This is a genomic window from Sanyastnella coralliicola (genome assembly GCF_030845195.1).
In the GTDB taxonomy this organism is placed as follows: domain Bacteria; phylum Bacteroidota; class Bacteroidia; order Flavobacteriales_D; family Sanyastnellaceae; genus Sanyastnella; species Sanyastnella coralliicola.
Genome location: NZ_CP132543.1, coordinates 1,512,192 through 1,532,600 on the forward strand (window position 1 = coordinate 1,512,192; position 20,409 = coordinate 1,532,600).

Here is a 20,409-nt window from a genome sequence, read left to right on the forward strand (position 1 = left end):
AAAATCATTTGGCGAGTGCACAAAACAGGGTTACCTTTGTTATTTAGAAAGGATTTAAATAAAGCCCTTTGACGCGAGTTGTAATAGCAGATAGTAACCACATCATTCGATGCGGACTTGCCACGATCTTCGGGAATTACGAAGAGATTGAATTGGTAGGTGAAGCAGTGAATGACGCATCTCTAGAGGAGTTGGTCACCAACTTCGAGCCAGACGTGGTCATGATGGATTTCGTCGCTCCAGGGTTTTCTATTGATTCTGTCCCCAAAGTGAAACAACTGAGCAAAGGCCTGAAGGTCGTTGCTATTACCACTGAGCAATCTTCTCAAACCGTGGTGAATGCGTTACGCGTAGGTGTTGATAGCTACATCAAGAAAGACTGCGACATCAATGAAATCGTAGATTCTGTGAAGGAAACAGGCAAAGGAGGGAAGTTCTTCTGTGGCCAGATCCTTGAAGCTGTTCGACGCGACGCGATCGATCTACACGACGTTGAATTGGGAGAATTGAACTGTGAGCCTGTTTCATTGAGTCGACGTGAGATGGAGGTGATCACCATGATTGCTGAAGGTCACACCAACAACCAAATCGCAGAAAAGTTGTTCCTAAGTGCCCATACCGTAAATACGCACCGGAAAAACATCATGCAGAAGTTGGGAGTTAATAACACGGCGGCAATTGTAATGTACGCGGTTAAGGCTCAACTAGTAAGCCCGAATAAGTTCTTATTCTCGCCTCAAGGAAACGAGTAGAGTTAACCTGAATTGTGAGTCAGCTAGGCCGTTCTCCGCTTTGAGTTCCTTATATTCGCGTTGCGCGACAGAGGTCGCAGATCGGGGCAATTAAGCCCTCATCAAGCCTAAATGACAGGAAGATGATCGTATCAGAATCTATGTTTGACATTGAAGAAGTAGGGGCTTCACGCCTCCCAGAGGTTGATTTTGACAACCTGCCATTCGGACGGGTCTTTTCAGACCACATGTTTGTAATGGATTATAAAGACGGAGCTTGGCAAAAAGGCCAAATCGTTCCGTTCCAGAACCTCTCCATGAACCCTGCATCGTCAGTAATCCACTACGGGCAGTCAATCTTCGAAGGAATGAAAGCCTTCCGAGGAAATTCAGGAGATGTATACCTTTTTAGACCAGAGAAAAATATTGAGCGTTTCAATTTGAGCGCTGAGCGTATGTGTATGCCTCATGTAGATCCTTCTACATTCAAAGAAGCGCTAATGCAGCTATTGAATATAGATCAAGGATGGGTTCCATCAAATCCAGACGCGTCCCTCTACATTCGTCCGTTCATGTTCGCCACTGATGAATACATCGGTGTAAAACCATCGGAAACTTACCGTTTCATGATTTTCACTTGTCCTGTTGGCGCGTACTACGGAAGTGAGGTGAACGTGAAGATTGAAACCAAGTTTGTGCGTTCAGCACCAGGAGGTACTGGGTATGCAAAGGCAGCTGGAAACTACGCAGGTGCATTGTACCCAGCGAAGATGGCCCAAGAAGAAGGCTACCAGCAGTTGATTTGGACAGACGCTGTAGAGCACAAGTACATTGAGGAATCAGGTACAATGAATGTCGTTTTCCGTTCAGGGAATAAAATCATTTCTCCTTCAACGAGTGAAACGATACTTGCCGGGATTACGCGCGACAGTGTTTTGACGCTTGCACGTGATTGGGGATACGATGTTGAAGAACGTCGAGTATCCGTGGCTGAAATCATCGACCTCGCAAAGATGGGAGCTCTAGATGAAGCCTTTGGTGCCGGAACAGCCGCTACCATTGCACCTATCAGAAGCATCGCTTTCGAAGGTGTTGATTATGAGCTGGCTCCTTCTGAAACATGGGAGTTCGCAAACAAAGCAAAGAAAGCCCTCAACGCCATTAAGCGTGGAGAGGTAGAAGATAAGTTCAACTGGAATCTGAAGATCTCCTGATTCCACACGCTAAATTAGAAGGTCACCTTTGGTGGCCTTTTTTTATGGAATATCGCGACCTTTAGCATCAAGAGATAAAGCCTATGATCTTCAGACTTCTCTTCTTCGGTTTCTTTTCTGTACTAAGTATTCATCTGCTAGCGCAGGAACGGCTTAGCCTTCAAGTATTGGATGCAACATCAAATGCGCCCATTGACGGGGTGTATGTCTCTGTGAAGGGAAGCTTTGGGGCATCCACAGTCACTAGCAAGGAAGGAAAGGCGGATTTGAAGATCAGAACTAACCGCGAAACTTGTTTACAGTTCAGTCACCTGCAATATCGGGATACCACCATTTGTTTTACGCCGGGTAGCTTGTCAGACCTTATGGTGATTAAGCTGAATCGTGAGGCTTATTCCATCGGTGAGGTAATTGTTGAAACAGGACCAGATACGGTTTACGGGCACCATCAATATCACGTGGCTGATTACGCCTTCCTCCCAGAAGGAATGCTATTGTTGACCTATGAGAGTGAGCGTTACATGAAGCGACAAGAAGAACGCGGCAAGTCTATCTATGACGGCTGCCAGTTGGTGCTTCTGGATGAATTCCGTAATGTGAAAGCAGCGCTGACTGTAGGGGAGCAGTGTGTTTCGTTCCATTGTCGTTATCCAGGAAAGGCGATCTTAAGAACGCGTCACGGTTACCATTGGGTCATCATTGGTGAAGAAGATATCTATCTCGCCGAGCTTGAGAATGATGAGTTCAATAAGTTTATTGCGCCCGTTCAGGACTCATTGAAAGGAATGTTCATTGCATCCAACTGGACACCGAATTACCCTGCGTTTGATTATTACCATTTTGAAGAGAATGATTCTGTGGCCAACCTTCTGTTGTCAATCGAAGATGAGTTCTTGATGGAAATGTTCCGAGCAGAGTACAAATGGCTGCCTACGCGGGCGAAACTGGAAGCGTATCGTGCAGAACTGAAGACGGGTATCGATAAGGAAGTGATCGCCGGACATTGGTCAGGATTTGCGCAAAGCATGTACTACGAGCCGCTTTATGCGCCTGTTTTTGCGGGAAGAGAGCAAATTTACGTTTTTGACCACTATGATGATCAGTTGTACTTCATAGACGCTAACGCGGAAGTGACTGATAGCTTGAGCATATCTTATCATAAAGGAAAAGCTGGGCGCAATTGGGATGAACAACTCATCTTTGATCCCGCGACAGACCGGTGTTATGTGGTTTTCGAAAAGAATGGAGTGACAACGCTGAATGAGTTAGATATGACTTCCGGCGAATTGCTTGACGGCAAGGAATTGACTCATCGCAGACCCGATCATCTGTCGATTCGAGATGGACAGGTATACTACATTTATCGTCCTTTTGAGTCTTCTCAGACGCGTTATATCTACCGTGAAGGGCTCTTCTAAGAAGCGTTAAAATTCGTCAACTATGGCGAACGGTAGAATCAGAATATACTCTTGGACGTATATTCGAGTATGAACCCACGATCAATACGTATTCAAGACAATCGCACCTTGGAACAATGGCTTAATGATGCCAAGACCCAAGCTGTGCACAAAGTGGTGATTGCAGATGAGCTACATCAGCGTGGTTTGCCGGTTCCAATGCGTCCGGCCAACTTGAACTACGTGATTGGTCTAATGACCCCAATCCAGGTTAAAGAGATCCTTGGGCGCTTTAATGAGTTCAGCATGGCGATGATTCATCACATTGTTCGGGTTCATCAACGTAAGCTTCGTGGTTTCCAGTTCTTTGTTGCTGAAGAAGGTAGGCCAGAACGCACGATTGAGTTGAGTGATATCACTGAACACTTCGATTCGCTCAAAAGCAACAATGCGCACATTTGGAACGAATACGCCAGAAATTGGATGTCCATCAATATGATTGTGCATTGGAAGGAAGGACAAGATTTTGAGTTCGCAGCTCCTCCGCAAGCTCAAACGGGTTACGCTCAGCGGACCACATCGAAACCGCCAAGTCCGGAACGAAATAGCTCAGCGATACCCTTTATTTTGTCGGTTATCATCGCACTTTCTGTTCCATTTTGGTTTGTAATGGTGGTTGTAGCGTTGGTGAGCGGGTTTAGTCATTTCATGGGGCCGCTGCTTCCCACAGTGTTCTCGATATTCATGTTTATCATTTCCATTCCGATGGCCATTGGCATCTATCAACGCCGTAAATGGGCATGGGGATTCTTGACTTTTTCAGCCTTCTTCGGGGTAGTCTGGTTCGGTGGAAATGTATTAATAGACGGCGCTGGAAAAGTCTGGTTGCTGCTTGCTTTGGTGGAAGGGATAATACTTACATTAGCCTTGACCACTAAAGATGCATTTGCATGAAACAACTACTCTTATTGGCGTTAGGCGTTGCATTCACGGCAACTTCTGCGCTTGCTCAAACTGAAAATGGAGCCTTCGCGGCTACAGGTCGAGGAGCCTCAACTCCCTTTACTACAGATTATCACGCCCTCGGGATTAACCCTGCAAACTTATCGCTGCCATCTCGCTTTGAGAACAAGTCAGTGACTTTTGGCTTGTTTGAAGGGACACTTAGCACTTACAGTGAATTCTTCACGAAGGATGAAGTGAGAAAACTCATTGTGCAAGACGAGTTTGAAGTGCTTGATCAGCAGCAACGCTATGATTACGCCAATTCATTTGCCGGACAAACCACCCGTGTTGATATCGACTTAATCACATCAGGAGTTTCTGTGAATATGGGAAATGCAGGTACGATCGCTTTCAGCACCAGAGAACGTGTTGACTTCAGTGCAACACTCGGGCCTCAGCTCTCAGAATTACTGTTCCTTGGGTACGCTTCATCATACTTCCCAGAATTGATCTTGAATAACGGAGATACGATTGCCAATACAGGAAATCTATCAGCCGACACATTGGTTTTGATCGATCGTGGAATCGTTGACGTTAATAACGCCATGAAGTTCTCTGAGATTGTTGACGGTACCTCAGCAGGATTCTCTTGGATTCGCGAATTTAACCTTGGGTACGGAAAGCAAATCTTAAGCACAGATGACATTGCGTTGCATGTGGGAGTAGGAGGTAAGCTCCTTCTAGGAAATGCATGGATGCAGGTAGATGTAGACGGATCGGATGTAGACGTATTCTCTGCGCTATCTCCAGTGTTTGGAATTGATTACGACGAAATTGAAGGAGACAATCCTTCCGCCTTTGCGGCCGACGCTCCTGATTTGAAACCGGTAGGTTTAGGTTGGGGTGTGGATATCGGTGCGACACTAGTTTGGAGAGAAAAACTACACATCAATGCGGCTGTAAACGATATCGGTCGAATGAAATGGGATGGTAACCTCTATGAGTTGAATGATCAGTTGTTCACTGAATTCACCGATGACGGAGCAGAAACGGCCAACGTCATTGAGGAGATTATCAATTTCAGTAGTCCTGAAAGTGCCTTTGAATGGACAGGGTCTTCTAGCCGTACCACAAAATTGTCTACGATTGCCCGGGTAGGAGCTGGATTAAGAGTTCACCCAAAACTAGATCTCGCGGCTGATGCGATTCTTCCTGTAACGGAAACCGTGGTCAGCTACGATCAGCCAATCATTTCTCTTGGAGGTGATTTCAGACCGCTTGATTTCATTCAGCTTTCTGCTGGAATGATCACAGGAAACGACGAGCCAGCAAAGATTCCAGTGGGACTGACATTCATCGTTGGTAAAGGAACTTGGGAATTTGGTTTTGCATCACGTGACATGATTACGTGGTTCACAGAAGACAATCCTACTGCTTCACTGAGTTGGGGATTCCTACGCTTCAGAGTGTAGGACGTCTTACAACTTGCTCAGTCTCGAACTTACAACAGAAGCCATATGGCTAGCTCATCTTTGTACCAGTCATTGTTTGAGCGTTAAGTTCAACAGTAGCAAGTAGTAGTAAGTATTATCTGGTTTGATTCCGGGGGGCAACGGCCTCTCGGAATTCTTTTTTTTATACCCCTTAACAAGCCTTAACTGCTGAAAGACACGAAGAACGAAGCTTTTTCGTCATCTTTATACTATGAACACAACCCGTAACATCTACGCTTATATCCTGGCCGCAGTCGTAATGGTCGTGACCGTTTTCGGACTACTCGGTATCTGGGAAGTTATTCAATGGGAAGACTTTAAAGAGTTCTTCTGGAAAGGGTTCTATTCATTGTTGCTACTCTTGATCAGCGGAGCGGTGGTTCTGTTCATCTTCTCGACGATCTACAAAGCACCAGTGAAGCCTCCAGTTTCTCCATTCACCCGCGGTGGTGAGGAGACCAAAGATGCAGCGTAAATAAAATGTGACACTTCTGTGTGAACTCTGAGCTTGTTCAAGAGTTACCTTTGTCATTCATGGAGAATACAATGTCTGTTGCCACATTCGGAGCAGGATGCTTCTGGTGTGTTGAAGCGGTCTTTGACCAGCTTAAAGGAGTTTCAAGCGTTAAATCTGGATATTCAGGGGGGCATATCAAAAACCCTGCGTATCGCGAAGTATGTTCCGGTAGAACCGGTCATGCGGAGGTAATTCAGATCACTTACGATCCGAACGTCATCTCATACGCTGAATTATTACAGGTACTGTTTGCCACACACAATCCAACAACCTTGAATCGACAAGGTGCAGATGTAGGTACTCAGTATCGTTCTGCGATTTTCTATCACGACGAAGAGCAAAAACGTCTTGCTGAGTTGGCCATCGAAGCTGGTAATCAAAGTGGCGTATGGGAAGACCCTATTGTTACGGAAGTCACAGCCTTCTCTGAGTTTTATCCAGCGGAAGATTACCACACAGACTATTTCGAGCTCAACGGAGATCAGCCGTACTGTAGAGCAGTTATTCGCCCTAAGGTTGACAAGTTCAAAGTACAGTTCGCGGAGTTGTTAAAATCGAATTGATTGAAATGAGGTGATTAAACTTCATGGGATTCGTCTCGTCATAACTGGCGAACGAAAACTTAGTACCATGAAAAATATCACTGGAACAATCACTTTAACCTTTCTCTTTTCTCTTGTTGTTCTCTCTTCTTGTCGCAAACAAGATCAGAGCAATAACGACATCACTGCAGCCACGAATGAAGCCCTCTTCATGGCCACAGAGCGTGGATACGAAGATGAAGTAGAGCTCTTCTCACGTAGTGCCAGCTCAAGCGATCAATGCAACCCGCTCGACTACCTCGTTGATTGTATTGAAGTCACAGATTCAGGAGAAGACATGTATCCTCGAGATATTACGCTTGACTTTGGAAGTGGCTGCGAAGGCCCGAACGGCGCAGTACGTAGCGGAATGATTCATATTTCGATCTCAGGAGATATGATGGTAGAGGGATCTGTACGAACAGTAACCTTCGATGGTTTTCAGGTCAACAATACGCAAGTAGCTGGTAGTCGAATCACCACCAGTCTTGGTGTGAATGGAGACGGTAACCCGATGTACACTCGTGTGATTAATACCGAATTCACGCGGAATGGGAATCTGCTAACAAGAGACCTAACCCAGACGGTGACTTGGTTGTCAGGACACGAAACAGCGATTTGCGGTGATAATGTGTTTCAAATTGAGGGAACAGGAAGTGTTGTTCGCCCAAATGGCAATGTGGTTACGAGAACTACGGTAGAGCCAGTTATCATTGATCGTGTATGTGGTTACCCTGTACAAGGTGTCATTCTTACCAATGCACCTATGGGAGAACGCACGATTGATTTCGGAGATGGGACATGCGATAATATCGCCATTGTATATGTGAATGGTGAAGAGATTGAGATTAGCTTAGGAGAGTAATCTCAAGTTGCTAAAAGTGAACAGGGCCGTCGATTGTGACGGCCCTTTTTTATTTTCGTCAAAAGAGTGTTACAATACGATATGGCCACGAAAGACACCCTTAAGAAGATCCCAGATTGGATCGAGAAGCTATCGAAACTACTTGACTCAAGTATCCGGATTCCCGGTACAGATTATACGATCGGATTGGATCCTATCATTTCATTGATTCCAGGTGTTGGTGACTTTGTGAGTTACCTCGCTAGTGCCACCATTGTCATTGGAATTGCTAGGGAAGGAGTGAGTGGTAAAGTATTGCTGAAGATGCTCGGCAATATCCTGTTAGACCTGCTTATTGGAATGATTCCAGTGCTCGGTTCCATCTTTGACTTCACCTTCAAGGCGAATGAGCGTAACATGAATTTGATACGCGAACATCAAGAGGAAGGGAAGCATAAAGGATCAGGGCTATGGGTTATCCTATTAGTTCTAGGAATCACGATAGCCCTGATAGTATTTGGGTTCTTCCTGATGATGGCCACAGCTGGCTTCATCATCAGTCTATTCGGTGATTGATTACTCGTCTCCGTCGAGTGCTTCTAAGCGCTCGATTTCTTGATCTAGAATACGCTCCATAGTATCTAGCGTCACCTTGTCAATCTTAGCGTCTGCTTTTGCTTTTTTCTTCAGGAAGCGAAGCATTGCTTTCTTCTTGATTTCGTAGGCGATGTAAACGGTGTAGTCTTCTCCGTTGTAGTATTTCTCTTGTCCGATCTTACGAAGATCTCCGATAGTTGTGTTCGTTACCTCACGAATGAGAGACTGAAACTTATCGTTGATTTCGTCGGTGTTGTTCGTCTGTGTATCAGATAAGTACTGATCTGTTACAACCTTGACAGTAGTCTGTACCTGCTGTGCTAATTCGCGTTTCGCTTCGATATCAGCCTTTCCTTCTGCGATGTTATCGCGAGTAGAAACCCCTTTACCTACTGCACGGAACCAGCGGTTGTTGCTTTCATATTTATTGCCTGTAAACGGCTCTTTCACCTTATCTCCCATAGGACGTTCAGCACACTGAACCAGTAAGAATGCGAGAGGCAGGAATAGTAAGAAGTAGTTACGCATGATCTTCATTTTCGTTGGGTTTTCCTTAGTTACCTAAAAAATCATGCCAGCAATTTACCGATCCAATCCGAGAGTAGCGCGATAAGTACTGTCTGCAGTTGTATTTAGCATCCAATATGGGAGTAACTCAGTGGTGATTCTTTCCCCTTGGGTTACTAGCGTTTCCGCGCTAGCGCCCCAACCAGAACTAAAATGTTCTTCCCAGCCTTCAATCACGTAAGGAAATGAAGAATTGAAATGGATAACCAACTTGCGATCGACCTTTGTGTAATCGAGCGTATAGGTGCTGACTCCGTTTTCTGTGGTCAAAGTGCCGATGGCATCCGCTGCTTGTGCTTCTATATGTCGTAATCGCAGGTGATGCAGCGCTGGAATGACTTCTGTTGGTCCCAGAGGGAGTTTGGATGGATTCATGCGAATCATCGCCCAGATCCCGTCTTCTGACAGAACTCCTGGGAGCTTTCCACTGGCGTCTCCTTCAGACTCAAAGTAGCTATAAAGCTGGAACTCATAACCGTTTCCTTGACTATTCAGTTGATTCCATGTGTGTCCGCACCATTCTTGAGAAGAGTTGGTCACCTTGACCGGACTCTCAGGGCTTTTCGTGTCAATTTCAGTGAATGAAGAGGTCATGATGGAATACGGATATACTCCGGTCATAAACTTACGTGTCTGGTTCAGCTTCAGTACCGACAAGTCATTGTCGTCTTGCATGTCTGATTTGACTTGCTTGTCATTGTCGAAAGGCTCAGTGACGAAAATGAGCATCGCTTCACCTTCACGTAACTCACCGTATCGAGCTTGTGTGAGTTTGTAGCTGCTGAGCTCAGCTTTACCTTGGTACCAGTAGTATGTGAACTCTTGACTAATCACTGTTTTCTTCGGTCCTTCACTAGCTGCCGTTCGGCCTCCGCAGCTAAGAACCATTGCGATGATCGCCAGAGGTACGATCGAAAGCATAATGTATTTCGTCTGTTTCATAATGATCAGTAAATCCTTCTTAACCCAGGTTAAGGGAATTTGAGAACGAAGGTAGAATCTTTGTACTCGTAAAACATCTCATAAACATCACATGGCACTGAACGACGATAAAAAAGCAAACACAGAGTATAAGCTGCATTCATTGATCTCAGACCGCTGGAGTCCAAGAGCCTTTGACGGTTCCGCACTAGCGAAAGAAGAAGTCATGACGATACTTGAAGCGGCACGATGGTCAGCATCAAGCATGAACGAACAACCTTGGCGTTTTGTTTATGGAATCAAAGGAACACCAGCCTTTGACAAGATTCTAAACACCTTGATGGAAGGAAACGTGGCATGGGCTAAGAATGCAGGAGCCTTGGTGGCAGTGTTCGGTAAAGAGAAATTCGCATACAAGGATCGACCGAATAGAACCTGGTCATTTGATTTAGGCCTCGCAGTTGGAAATGCCGTGACACAAGCCTTCTCCATGAACATCTACGCTCATCAGATGGGAGGTGTTCACTTGGACAGAATAGGGGAGTTGACAGATGAAGAAGGACTAACGCCATACCTGGCCGTAGCATTCGGGAGAATGGGAGATGTCAACGACTTGAGTGACCCATTGAAAGAAAGAGAATTGAACAAGCGTGAACGTCTTGCGCTTGACACCATAGCTAAAGAAGCCTAAGCATGAACAGAAAAGACTTTTTACGAAAGAGCGTCCTTGGCGTTGCCGCCGGAAGTTTGGCCTTCGCTGGACGTGCATTTACAAATAAGCAGAACACTAAAAACAACAAACCCATGGATACAAAGACAGCTCAATACACTTTCCACGCTGCTGACAGCCGTGGACATGCGAATCACGGATGGTTGAATAGTCACCATTCATTCAGCTTTGCGAGTTACCATAACCCAGAGCGAATGCATTTTGGAACGCTTCGTGTGCTTAACGATGATACCGTTGACGCAGGAATGGGCTTTGGAAAGCATCCGCATGAGAATATGGAAATCGTAAGTATTCCGTTGCAAGGAGATTTGGAACACCAAGATAGCATGGGGAATTCCTCTGTCATTCGTCAGGGAGATGTTCAGATCATGTCTGCAGGTACTGGAGTTTACCACTCAGAGTACAATAAGAGCAAAGAAGATCTAGTAAAGTTCCTTCAGATATGGGTATTCCCGAAGGAACGTAACATTGAACCACGATATGATCAGAAGAGTTACCCAGCTGAAGATCGTCAGAACCGATTCCAACGTGTGGTAAGTCCTGAAGAAGATGGTTCCATCTGGATTAACCAGGATGCGTACTTCTCATTGGGGAACTTCGAAGCAGGAAAATCAACGAAATATGATATCGCACGGAAAGGAAACGGAGTGTATGCCTTCTTGATTAAAGGGAAAGCCACAATTGATGGTCATGAACTCTCAGAGCGCGATGCACTGGGCGTTTCGGAAACCAATCAACTAGACATTCAGTTCTCAGAAGATAGTGAGCTATTGCTCCTAGACGTGCCGATGGGCCTACGCTGAGAGCTTATTTAATTCGATGACGAGTCGACGCTTAGCCACAGGAAGCAAGGTCTCTGTGAGCGGAAAAGCGAACTCAGTTCGAATTAAGAAAGTCGCAGGATTAGGAAGCTCTCTGAAGTTTCGGATCAGTTCAGTCTTGATCGTTTCGAAGCTCTCAGAGAGCTTTTTTGGTCTAGAAGCGATCAATTCCGTTTCTAATCGATGATACCCTTCATTCGCCGCTTGTAAACGACTCATGAGGAAACGAGACAAGAATACCTCTTTCTTGGGTTCATTGTACAAGAAGAGGTAGCCTTCATTACGGTACAGAGGCATAACACCAATGGGAGTGAAGAACATATGCTCTTCCACCATTTCATAGATTGATTTACCCTCTTGAAGCATCTTTTCTACATGAGGCACAGCGAATTGAATCATCTCTTCGAGGTAATTGTCGAGCTCCGGCATGCTGTTTAAGGCCCTATAAATCAAGCGCATCTTTTTCATGTCAAAGCCAACCAAATCTTTGTCTAGTAGATCATTCATTTGCTGACGATCGGCCTCTAACTTGTTGAGATTCTGATGTTGGGTAATCAGCTGAGACAAAGCAGGGTAGAGTCTACTGTTGCGGAACTCTTGTTTGATTCGCTGTACCCAAGCAAGAAATAAGTATTGCTTGTATTCGGCATCGATAATGCCATCGGTGATCCAATGTTCATTCATAGGGATAATGCGCTGGGTCTATTGATTTAACGGGAGATAGACGCAAAAAGTTATTGATTCGATGGATGTCCAGTAGCGCGTGTTAACAACAATTGGAATGTCTGTACCTTTGCACCCCGCTTGAAGCGGTATTTTTGGGATATGGCGATTGTACAACGAATGAAGGAGAAGGCCGGGAAGTATTTCCTGGAACGTGAGCAACCAGCTCAGCGCGAACGCACAGGCACGAATCTGTCCAATGCGAACAGCGTTGCCTTCCTTTATGAAGACAAAGATGAAGCCTATTTCAAGCAAATTCAACGCCTCGTACGTTTTGTTCATGAGGAATATGGAGTGCGCAGAGCATGTGCCTTGGGTTATGTAGATAAGCCAACGAAGCAGCTGCCTATTTATCAGCTACAAAAGCTTGAATACATGTATTTTACAAAGGGTGACCTCAACTGGCACATGAAGCCTAAAGTGAACCTGATGAACTTCCTACAAGAGCCTTTTGATATACTTATTGATTTGCGATTGAGCCCTTCAGTTCCCCTTGATTATATTCTTCGTCATTCGAAGGCGAAAATGAAAGCAGGCGCCTCATTAAGCGGTGCAGAAGAGATGTACGACTTCTCACTAGAAGTTCAGTCTGGATGCAGCTTGGATGAATATTGGAAGCAAATAAACTTTTACCTCTCAAACCTTACTCTGAAATGATCGATCTCAGCGGACTAGGAGTTGCCATGGTCACTCCCTTCACTGCCGATGGAAACATTGATTTTACCGGACTTAAGAACCTTACCGAGCACCTAATCGAAGGTGGTGTAGATGTTCTGGTAGTTCAAGGTACTACCGGTGAATCACCTGCGCTCACTTCTGATGAAAAGCGCAAAGTGCTTGATTACGTGTTAGATGTGAATCAAGGGAGAACGAAAGTTGCCTTCGGTATCGGGGGGAATAGCACTTCGATGGTCGTGGATCAAATGAAGTCATTCAATGCTGATGGTGTTTCTGCGATACTATCGGTAAGTCCATATTATAACAAGCCTACGCAAGCTGGTATTGTTGCTCACTATCAGGCTATCGCCGAAGCGGCACCGGCTCCAATTATACTTTACAACGTTCCAGGAAGAACCGGATCGAATATGCTGGCTGATACTACATTAGCGCTCGCAGAGCACGAGAACATTGCAGCCATGAAAGAGGCGAGTGGTGATCTTTCTCAAATCGAAGAGATCATTGAATATAAGCCATCAAACTTCCAAGTGATCTCGGGAGATGATGGATTGACATTACCAATGATCGCACTAGGTGCTGAAGGATTGATTTCCGTAGTTGGTAACGCCTACCCAGCTGAATTCGGTAAGATGGTTCATACCGCGATGAAAGGTGACCTAGATATAGCTAAGCCGATTCACTTCCAATTCAAACGCATGATCGAACTGCTTTTCGTAGAAGGAAACCCAGGTGGGGTGAAGGAGGTTCTCAAGCATCTGAACATCTGTGACCACCACATGAGACTGCCACTATTACCAGTCTCTGAAAAGACGAAAGCAGCACTGATCGCAGAAGCGAATAACATCGCCTAAGAAAAGAAAAAGGCGCCCTTTCGGGACACCTTTATTGTATGCGGTATGCGGTAAGCAGTATGCAGTGGCTCTTAGGCCTTAAGCCATAGGCCATAAGCCTATTTAAGCTATTGCTTTCCGCGAAATCACTTTCTCCGCCTTCGCAATGATGCTTTCAGCGTTCAATCCGTATTTCTCCATCAATTGAGCTGGAGTTCCACTTTCACCGAATGAATCGTTTACTGCCACGAATTCAGTTGGAGTTGGGGCGTGTGTAGAAAGCGCTTGTGCTACTGAACCTCCTAGTCCACCGAGGACTTGGTGTTCTTCAGCTACTACTACGGCGCCTGTCTTTTTCGCTGAACGTACGATCGCTTCTTCATCCAACGGCTTGATGGTGTGGATGTTGATGATCTCAGCGCTAATTCCTTTTTCTGCGAGTGCTTTTCCAGCCTCAAGAGCTTCCCATACAAGGTGACCTGTAGCGATGATTGTCACATCAGTTCCTTCGTTGAGCATTAGTGCTTTGCCAATGATGAATTCTTGATCTTCTGGAATGAAGATTGGCACTTTCGGACGACCGAATCGCAGGTAAACTGGACCTTCGTGCTCAGCAATAGCAATCGTAGCTGCTTTCGTCTGGTTGAAGTCACAAGGGTTGATAACCGTCATGTGTGGTAGCATCTTCATCATACCAACATCCTCCAAGATTTGGTGCGTTGCACCGTCTTCTCCGAGGGTAAGTCCGGCGTGAGATGCACAGATCTTCACGTTCTTACCGCTGTAAGCAATTGACTGGCGGATTTGATCGTAAACTCGTCCTGTAGAGAAGTTTGCGAAGGTTCCTGTGAAAGGAATCTTGCCACCGATAGTCATACCAGCAGCCAAGCCCATCATGTTAGCTTCAGCAATACCTACTTGGAAGAAACGGTCAGGAAATTCATCCTGAAAAGCATTCATTTTCAAACTCCCTGTCAAGTCAGCACAGAGGGCTACGACGTTCGGGTTGCTCTTTCCTAGTTCAAGAAGCCCTTCTCCAAATCCAGAGCGGGTATCTTTCTTGCCGAGTACAGGATATTCTTTCATGTCGAGAAATTAATTCAATTCAGGTTAATGGTTGTATTGCTTCCAGAGGAAATTGTGAACTCTTTTTCAATAGTGTAAAGTGTCTGGTTCGAACTGCGTGATCTGAAGATCAACTTGTACTTGCCAGGCTGTAATATGTAACGACCACTTGGGTCGCCTTCATCGAACTTAATTGCTTGAATTAGTTCGTTCTTTTCAATAAGGTAAATGCCGCCAAAGCCCATTGTTCCTGTATTGAGCATGAGCCTGCCAGGCGAAGGGATAGCGATGCGGGTTTCGTCGTTCGGTTTGATCTCTACATTATCTAGATGGATGCGAGGTGTAGTAAGAATCTCGAGGTCATAGCTTCCAGCCAAGTAACGTTGTTTGCTATCAAAGGGTTGGTGATGCACAACATCACAATCCCTTCGGACGATGCATTGAAGTGATTCATATTCAGAACGACCGGAGAATTCAAACTTCAAGAATCCCTGTGCAGCAGGGATGTCGAATTCAGTGTGTTGACCAGGTGTGACGCGAAGGTCTGTGACTTCAATTGTCGGGATGGTATGCACAACAGCACGATAAGTAGGGAGCGGATCAAGAGACAAGGTATCTGGATTGCCCACCTTATTCAACGTGTGTACAAAGTTGTAGAGGTTTTCTCCGGTGTTCTGATCGTACAAGCTGATCCCTACATTCGTTTCCTTCGGCTCATTTTGATCATCCATCAAGTTGAATTGTACACTGGTATTGTTCAGAGCCTGAGTGATGACGATATCTAAGACCGTTTCAAAGGTCTCCTTATTCGTGGCGTCAAAGTAATTTCCGACACATTCGAAGGTAGACTTGTATTTCTCATCAAGGCCAATGCCGATAACGAAAGGTTTGACGATGATGTTCTTTTCTTGTAGTGCTCTTGAAACGGCGCAAGGGTCTTCATCACAGGCTTCGATTCCGTCTGTAATCAGGATGATGATGTTTCTACAATCCTCGCAGTCAGTGAAGTCTCCTGCAGCTTTCTCCAGGGATCTCGCGATAGGAGTGGTGCCTTTAGGAGTAATTCGTGATAGCTCTTTCTTGATTACGAGGTTGTTTCCACTTGAGATGGGAACAACCAGCTGGGTATCGTCACAATCTTGTTGACCTGGAATGTGTACTGTTTGATGTCCATACACACGCAAGCCCAGCTCTAGATTTTCGATTCCGTAGAGCTCTTCAAGAGATTGTGATAGAAGGGAAGTAGCGGTATTGATCTTGCGTTCGCTTTCCCAATATCCATTCATGCTATTGGAAGCATCGAAGACAAAAAGGATACGCGTAGTCTGGGCTTCCGCGCTAGCGAAAGTCAAACTAAGGATCAATATGGCGATCAGTTGGAGTTGCTTCATGCCTGATCGGTGCAAAACCGATGCCAGAAGAGATTAGTAATCTCCGAGCGTTTCTTCTAGTTGTGTAAGGGCAGAGGCAAGTTGCTCGTCGTTTGGAGCTACACCGTGCCATTTGTGTGTTCCTTCCATGAAGTCAACACCTTTACCCATATCAGTAGTCATTAGGATGATGATCGGCTTTCCTTGTCCGGTCATTCCTTTGGCTTCTGCCAAGGTTGATTTGATCGCATCGATATTATGTCCGTCCATTTCAAGAACAGTCCAACCGAATGCTTCCCACTTCGCACGCAAATCACCGAGGGTCATTACTTCATCAGTTGAACCATCGATTTGCTGCTTGTTGTAGTCAACGGTAGAGATGATGTTGTCAATCTTGTGGTGCGCTGCGTACATCGCTGCTTCCCAGATCTGACCTTCCTGTAACTCACCGTCTCCGTGTAGAGTGAATATAAGGCTATTATCTCCATTCAATTTCTTCGTTTGCGCAGCACCAAGAGCTACACTTAGTCCCTGACCCAACGATCCTGATGCTACACGGATACCTGGCAATCCTTCTTCAGTTGCTGGGTGCCCTTGCAGACGTGTATCAATCTTACGGAAGGTAGCCAACTCAGCTACAGGGAAGAACCCTTTACGCGCTAGCGTAGAATACCAAACCGGTGAAATGTGTCCATTAGAAAGGAAGAATAGGTCTTCGCCATTTCCGTCCATATGGAACTCCGGTGCTTTGGTGTTCATGGTATCAAAATAGAGTGTCACAAGGAAGTCAGTACATCCAAGTGAACCGCCCGGGTGGCCCGAGCTTGCGCCGTGTACCATACGTACGATGTCACGACGAACTTGAGAAGCGATCGATTGAAGTTCAGGTGTGTTGCTCATAACTCTAGAGATATCGCCAACAAAGGTACTCCTTCACTTTCGGGTGATTGGTAGATGTTTAAAACTTCTTTGAAAGTTCTGAATTCCGGCGTCCGGCGTCCGGCATCAGGCGTCTGTTTGAATGTTTCTAGACTAGTCGGATGAGTGTGATTTGGATGTTGATCAAAACACGAGAAAACAAAAAGAAAAATCACGGATGCCGGATGGCGGACGGCGGTACCCAACGAGTGCGCTCCCTGCGTCCTGAAAAGATTATCTTTGCCGACAGTTTAATTACAACTATGGCACTAAAATGTGGAATTGTCGGACTACCAAATGTTGGGAAATCGACGCTTTTCAATTGTCTATCAAACGCTAAAGCTCAGAGTGCAAACTTCCCGTTCTGTACGATTGAGCCGAATCTTGGAGTGATTACCGTTCCAGATGAGCGCCTCAATAAGCTGTCTGAGATTGTTCAGCCTCAGAACCTTGTACCAACTACAGTGGAGATCGTTGATATCGCCGGGTTGGTGAAAGGGGCGAGTAAGGGTGAAGGACTCGGAAATAAGTTCTTGGCGAACATTCGTGAGACCGATGCGATCATTCACGTGCTTCGTTGTTTTGATGACGGAAATGTAGTTCACGTTGATGGGAGCGTAGATCCAGTGCGCGATAAGGAGATCATTGATACTGAGCTTCAGTTGAAAGATCTTGAAACGATTGGCACTCGCGTGGAAAAGGCAGCTCGTGCAGCGAAGACAGGAGATAAGGAAGCACAGAAGCAGATGGATTTCTACAACCGCGTGATTGCTACACTTGAAAATGGGCAATCAGCACGTACTGTAGAAGTGGAGGAAAGTGAAGAGCCATTGATGAAAGAGCTTCAGCTGTTGACGTCGAAGCCAATTCTATACTTGTGCAATGTTGATGAAGGTTCGGTTGTCAACGGTAACCAATACGTTGATCAGGTAAAGGCTGCAGTTGCTGCTGAGGATGCTGAAGTGCTCATTATTGGTGCGGCTATTGAAGCGGACATTGCTGAACTAGACGATCAAGAAGAGCGCGATATGTTCTTGGCAGACATCGGTTTGGAAGAGCCTGGCGTAGCGAAGTTGATCAAATCGGCTTACAATCTATTGAAGCTTCAGACATACTTCACTGCAGGTGAAAAAGAAGTTCGCGCTTGGACAATCAAGCGTGGATTCACAGCTCCACAAGCAGCTGGGGTAATCCACACTGATTTCGAAAAAGGATTCATTCGTGCTGAGGTAATTAAATATGATGACTACGTGTCATTGGGTTCCGAACAAGCGGTGAAGGAAGCTGGAAAGCTGTCGGTTGAGGGGAAGGAGTACATCGTTCAGGATGGCGATATCATGCACTTCCGCTTCAATGTATAATTTCATGCGCATCCTCGGATTCATTTCTTGTTGTTTGCTAGTTGTAGGCTTGATCAGCTGCACAGCTACAGGTGCTGAACAGGCTAGCGCCGAATCGGTAGTGCCTTCTGTACCTGCAAAAGAAGATGTGATTACTTCGATCAAAGCAACAATGCAAGCACAGGAAGAAGCCTGGAACAAAGGCGACCTAGACGCTTTCATGGATGGATACTGGGAGAGTGACTCCTTAATGTTTATTGGGAGTCGTGGATTGAATTATGGTTGGCAAACGACCCTTGACAATTACAAGAAGTCATATCCAAACCCAGAAGCCATGGGTAAGTTGAAATTCACCAACCTATACATGGATTTAGTAGATGAAAATTCTGCTCTGGTTATCGGACAATGGCAGTTATTCCGCACTCAAGACACACTTCAAGGCCATTATAGCTTAACCTGGACGATGAAGAACGGAGAATGGGTTATCATTGCAGACCATTCTAGTTAAATGAGCCTTTCGATCACCATCATCATCATCATCATTACTGTAGGTGCCAGCCTTTGGGCTTGGAATGACCGACAGAAATTGGATCAATGGATACTTAATCCATACCTCGTAGTGCACCACAAACAATATTGGCGTGTGTTGACCCATGGTTTGATTCATAAGGATCAAATGCATTTGTTCTTCAACATGTTCGTCTTCTACAGTTTCGGCGAGATCTTAGAGTTGGTGTTCACAAATCGGAATGTTTTCATTCAAGGAACTGGTTCACGCGACTTCTGGGGCGAATCAACGGGCTTGAGTTACTTCATCATTCTCTACGTTGGAGCGATCATCGCAGCCACAATCCCAGGACTCGTCAAGCACAAAGATAACCCTGGGTACAACTCGCTAGGAGCCTCAGGAGCCGTTTCAGCAATCCTTATCGTTTACATTTTGATGTTTCCAACGCATCAATTGCTCCTGTTCTTTATCATCCCAATGCCAGCTTGGCTAGCAGGAGTGCTATTCTTCGTCTACGAGTCATACATGGCGAAACGCGGCGGAACAGGCATCGCTCACGACGCTCACCTATGGGGAGCACTATTTGGTGCAGCATTCATCACGATTCTTCGTCCGGATATCTGGTGGCACTTTATCACAGAGCTACCATTCGTTGACGCTTAACGTAGGCTGTAGGCTGTATGCCGTATGCTGTATGCTGTATGCTGAACTTATGACTTAATTACCGCGATCTGCAATCCGCATTCCGTGTTCCGCGATCTGCAATCCGCAATCTGCGCTCCGCATTCCTCCTAAACAGTTGAGTTGAAGATGTAGACTACTAGGCCTACGATGACCGCTGTGAAAACCAATCCAGAACAGAACGAAACAGCGAAAGCTCTTGATATAGCACTGAACCAGTTTTTGGTTTTGAAGGCACTTGCGAGCATGTAAGTGACAATCAGTGACAATATGAACCCAACAAGAATGGCGATGTTGACGTTCAACATGGCTATTGGGACCAGCAGAATAAAGAAGGTGTTTTGCCAGCCAAGCATAAAGGCGTTAGCAGCGAGGTGTTCGGCGTAATTGTAACCCTTTTTTCTGAAGAATAGCCATGAAAACAGGGCTCGAAGAGGAGCTAAGACTAAGAACAAGGTGTTCAACAGTTGATTGAAAAGGGTGGATGCTCGGTCAAAAATCTCTGTCAGCTGAGCACGTGCTTCTTCGTTTTCGATTCCTTTGACTGCTTCGTCTATTGACTGCACTCCGTCTTCTCGTGGGCCTAGACTGAAGTTTACATTGCCGGATTCGTCGACCCTCGGTTTTAACGAGAAGTTATCGGATACGAAAACTAGGTTTAGGCTTAGAAAGGTAGCCAAGGCTGCTGTCAGGAACAAGAACCGCAAAGGGTGTACTGGACGTCTTCTGTCTTTATTGAAGTATTCATCTAAAAAGGTAGAAGGACGAAGGAATAATTCACGAAGTGTGTACAACATCCCACGTTCGAGGTTGAAGATGCCGAGCATATCTTCAGCCAAGGAACGCATGGTAATGCGCTTTAGTTCTGGTTGATCCTTTGGTTGGTTATCCACAATCTAAATATAGGGATAGTAGGTCGTTCGTTGTGGGTAGTTCGT

23 protein-coding genes are annotated in these 20,409 nt (G+C 45.6%); 16 read left to right on the plus strand and 7 right to left on the minus strand.

From position 1 onward, the window contains the following. Positions 1 to 68 precede the first annotated feature (68 nt). The 9 genes from RA156_RS06280 (at position 69) to RA156_RS06320 (ending at position 8,298) form a co-directional block, all read left to right on the plus strand. Positions 69 to 752: a response regulator transcription factor gene (locus RA156_RS06280; protein WP_306643708.1), complete on the plus strand. Its 684-nt coding sequence runs from the start codon at positions 69 to 71 to the stop codon at positions 750 to 752. 122 nt (positions 753 to 874) lie between these two features. Beyond that, positions 875 to 1,945 carry a branched-chain amino acid aminotransferase gene (locus RA156_RS06285; protein WP_306643709.1) on the plus strand — a complete coding sequence of 357 codons (1,071 nt, stop codon included), beginning with the start codon at positions 875 to 877 and terminating at the stop codon, positions 1,943 to 1,945. An 83-nt stretch (positions 1,946 to 2,028) separates the two neighbouring features. Then, entirely contained in the window at positions 2,029 to 3,363 is a 1,335-nt protein-coding gene (locus tag RA156_RS06290; protein WP_306643710.1) for a peptidase associated/transthyretin-like domain-containing protein, read from the plus strand. Positions 3,364 to 3,432: 69 nt separating this feature from the next. Beyond that, positions 3,433 to 4,296, plus strand: coding sequence for a hypothetical protein (locus tag RA156_RS06295; protein WP_306643711.1), 864 nt, complete (start codon positions 3,433 to 3,435; stop codon positions 4,294 to 4,296). Further along, positions 4,293 to 5,759 (plus strand): DUF5723 family protein, encoded by a 1,467-nt coding sequence (locus tag RA156_RS06300; protein ID WP_306643712.1) that lies wholly within the window; start codon positions 4,293 to 4,295, stop codon positions 5,757 to 5,759. The genes RA156_RS06295 and RA156_RS06300 overlap by 4 nt, the downstream gene beginning before the upstream one ends. A 232-nt stretch (positions 5,760 to 5,991) precedes the next feature. Further along, positions 5,992 to 6,255, plus strand: coding sequence for a hypothetical protein (locus RA156_RS06305; protein ID WP_306643713.1), 264 nt, complete (start codon positions 5,992 to 5,994; stop codon positions 6,253 to 6,255). Positions 6,256 to 6,314: 59 nt separating this feature from the next. Beyond that, positions 6,315 to 6,860: a peptide-methionine (S)-S-oxide reductase MsrA gene (msrA, locus tag RA156_RS06310; RefSeq protein ID WP_306643714.1), complete on the plus strand. Its 546-nt coding sequence runs from the start codon at positions 6,315 to 6,317 to the stop codon at positions 6,858 to 6,860. Between the two features lie 67 nt (positions 6,861 to 6,927). Then, on the plus strand, positions 6,928 to 7,743 hold the full coding sequence (locus RA156_RS06315; RefSeq protein ID WP_306643715.1) for a hypothetical protein: 816 nt from the start codon (positions 6,928 to 6,930) through the stop codon (positions 7,741 to 7,743). A gap of 81 nt (positions 7,744 to 7,824) precedes the next feature. Then, positions 7,825 to 8,298, plus strand: coding sequence for a DUF4112 domain-containing protein (locus tag RA156_RS06320; RefSeq protein WP_306643716.1), 474 nt, complete (start codon positions 7,825 to 7,827; stop codon positions 8,296 to 8,298). Here the strand turns inward: RA156_RS06320 and RA156_RS06325 are convergent, their stop codons facing one another. Together RA156_RS06325 and RA156_RS06330 are read right to left on the minus strand one after the other, a co-directional pair. After that, positions 8,299 to 8,856, minus strand: coding sequence for a hypothetical protein (locus tag RA156_RS06325; protein WP_306643717.1), 558 nt, complete (start codon positions 8,854 to 8,856; stop codon positions 8,299 to 8,301). A 45-nt stretch (positions 8,857 to 8,901) separates the two neighbouring features. After that, complete coding sequence (locus tag RA156_RS06330; RefSeq protein ID WP_306643718.1) at positions 8,902 to 9,828, minus strand: hypothetical protein; 927 nt, start codon at positions 9,826 to 9,828, stop codon at positions 8,902 to 8,904. Positions 9,829 to 9,919: 91 nt separating this feature from the next. On the opposite strand from RA156_RS06330, the gene RA156_RS06335 reads away from it, so the two are divergent. Beyond that, complete coding sequence (locus tag RA156_RS06335; protein WP_306643719.1) at positions 9,920 to 10,498, plus strand: nitroreductase family protein; 579 nt, start codon at positions 9,920 to 9,922, stop codon at positions 10,496 to 10,498. Positions 10,499 to 10,611: 113 nt separating this feature from the next. Next, complete coding sequence (locus RA156_RS06340) at positions 10,612 to 11,340, plus strand: pirin family protein (RefSeq protein WP_306643720.1); 729 nt, start codon at positions 10,612 to 10,614, stop codon at positions 11,338 to 11,340. Here RA156_RS06340 and RA156_RS06345 read toward each other — a convergent pair. Further along, a complete protein-coding gene (locus RA156_RS06345; RefSeq protein WP_306643721.1) occupies positions 11,332 to 12,042 on the minus strand; it encodes a hypothetical protein in 711 nt (236 codons plus the stop codon). The two genes, RA156_RS06340 and RA156_RS06345, sit on opposite strands and share 9 nt — an antisense overlap. A gap of 141 nt (positions 12,043 to 12,183) precedes the next feature. On the opposite strand from RA156_RS06345, the gene RA156_RS06350 reads away from it, so the two are divergent. Both RA156_RS06350 and dapA read left to right on the plus strand, forming a co-directional pair. Next, positions 12,184 to 12,738: a DUF6913 domain-containing protein gene (locus tag RA156_RS06350; protein ID WP_306643722.1), complete on the plus strand. Its 555-nt coding sequence runs from the start codon at positions 12,184 to 12,186 to the stop codon at positions 12,736 to 12,738. Continuing rightward, entirely contained in the window at positions 12,735 to 13,610 is an 876-nt protein-coding gene (dapA, locus tag RA156_RS06355; protein WP_306643723.1) for a 4-hydroxy-tetrahydrodipicolinate synthase, read from the plus strand. The genes RA156_RS06350 and dapA overlap by 4 nt, the downstream gene beginning before the upstream one ends. 102 nt (positions 13,611 to 13,712) lie before the next feature. Here the strand turns inward: dapA and RA156_RS06360 are convergent, their stop codons facing one another. From RA156_RS06360 to RA156_RS06370, 3 genes are read right to left on the minus strand one after another with little or no spacing between them, the layout of a single operon-like run. After that, positions 13,713 to 14,675, minus strand: a complete 963-nt coding sequence (locus RA156_RS06360) for a transketolase family protein (protein ID WP_306643724.1) — start codon at positions 14,673 to 14,675, stop codon at positions 13,713 to 13,715. Positions 14,676 to 14,689: 14 nt separating this feature from the next. After that, positions 14,690 to 16,045, minus strand: a complete 1,356-nt coding sequence (locus RA156_RS06365; RefSeq protein WP_306643725.1) for a vWA domain-containing protein — start codon at positions 16,043 to 16,045, stop codon at positions 14,690 to 14,692. A 33-nt stretch (positions 16,046 to 16,078) separates the two neighbouring features. Then, on the minus strand, positions 16,079 to 16,924 hold the full coding sequence (locus tag RA156_RS06370; RefSeq protein ID WP_306643726.1) for a transketolase: 846 nt from the start codon (positions 16,922 to 16,924) through the stop codon (positions 16,079 to 16,081). A 281-nt stretch (positions 16,925 to 17,205) separates the two neighbouring features. Between RA156_RS06370 and ychF the strand changes: the two genes are divergently transcribed. From ychF to RA156_RS06385, 3 genes are read left to right on the plus strand one after another with little or no spacing between them, the layout of a single operon-like run. Then, entirely contained in the window at positions 17,206 to 18,303 is a 1,098-nt protein-coding gene (gene ychF / locus RA156_RS06375; RefSeq protein WP_306643727.1) for a redox-regulated ATPase YchF, read from the plus strand. A 4-nt stretch (positions 18,304 to 18,307) separates the two neighbouring features. Continuing rightward, complete coding sequence (locus RA156_RS06380) at positions 18,308 to 18,790, plus strand: YybH family protein (protein ID WP_306643728.1); 483 nt, start codon at positions 18,308 to 18,310, stop codon at positions 18,788 to 18,790. Next, positions 18,791 to 19,453, plus strand: a complete 663-nt coding sequence (locus RA156_RS06385) for a rhomboid family intramembrane serine protease (RefSeq protein WP_306643729.1) — start codon at positions 18,791 to 18,793, stop codon at positions 19,451 to 19,453. 128 nt (positions 19,454 to 19,581) lie between these two features. Here the strand turns inward: RA156_RS06385 and RA156_RS06390 are convergent, their stop codons facing one another. Then, complete coding sequence (locus RA156_RS06390; RefSeq protein ID WP_306643730.1) at positions 19,582 to 20,364, minus strand: DUF3667 domain-containing protein; 783 nt, start codon at positions 20,362 to 20,364, stop codon at positions 19,582 to 19,584. Between the last annotated feature and the right edge of the window lie 45 nt (positions 20,365 to 20,409).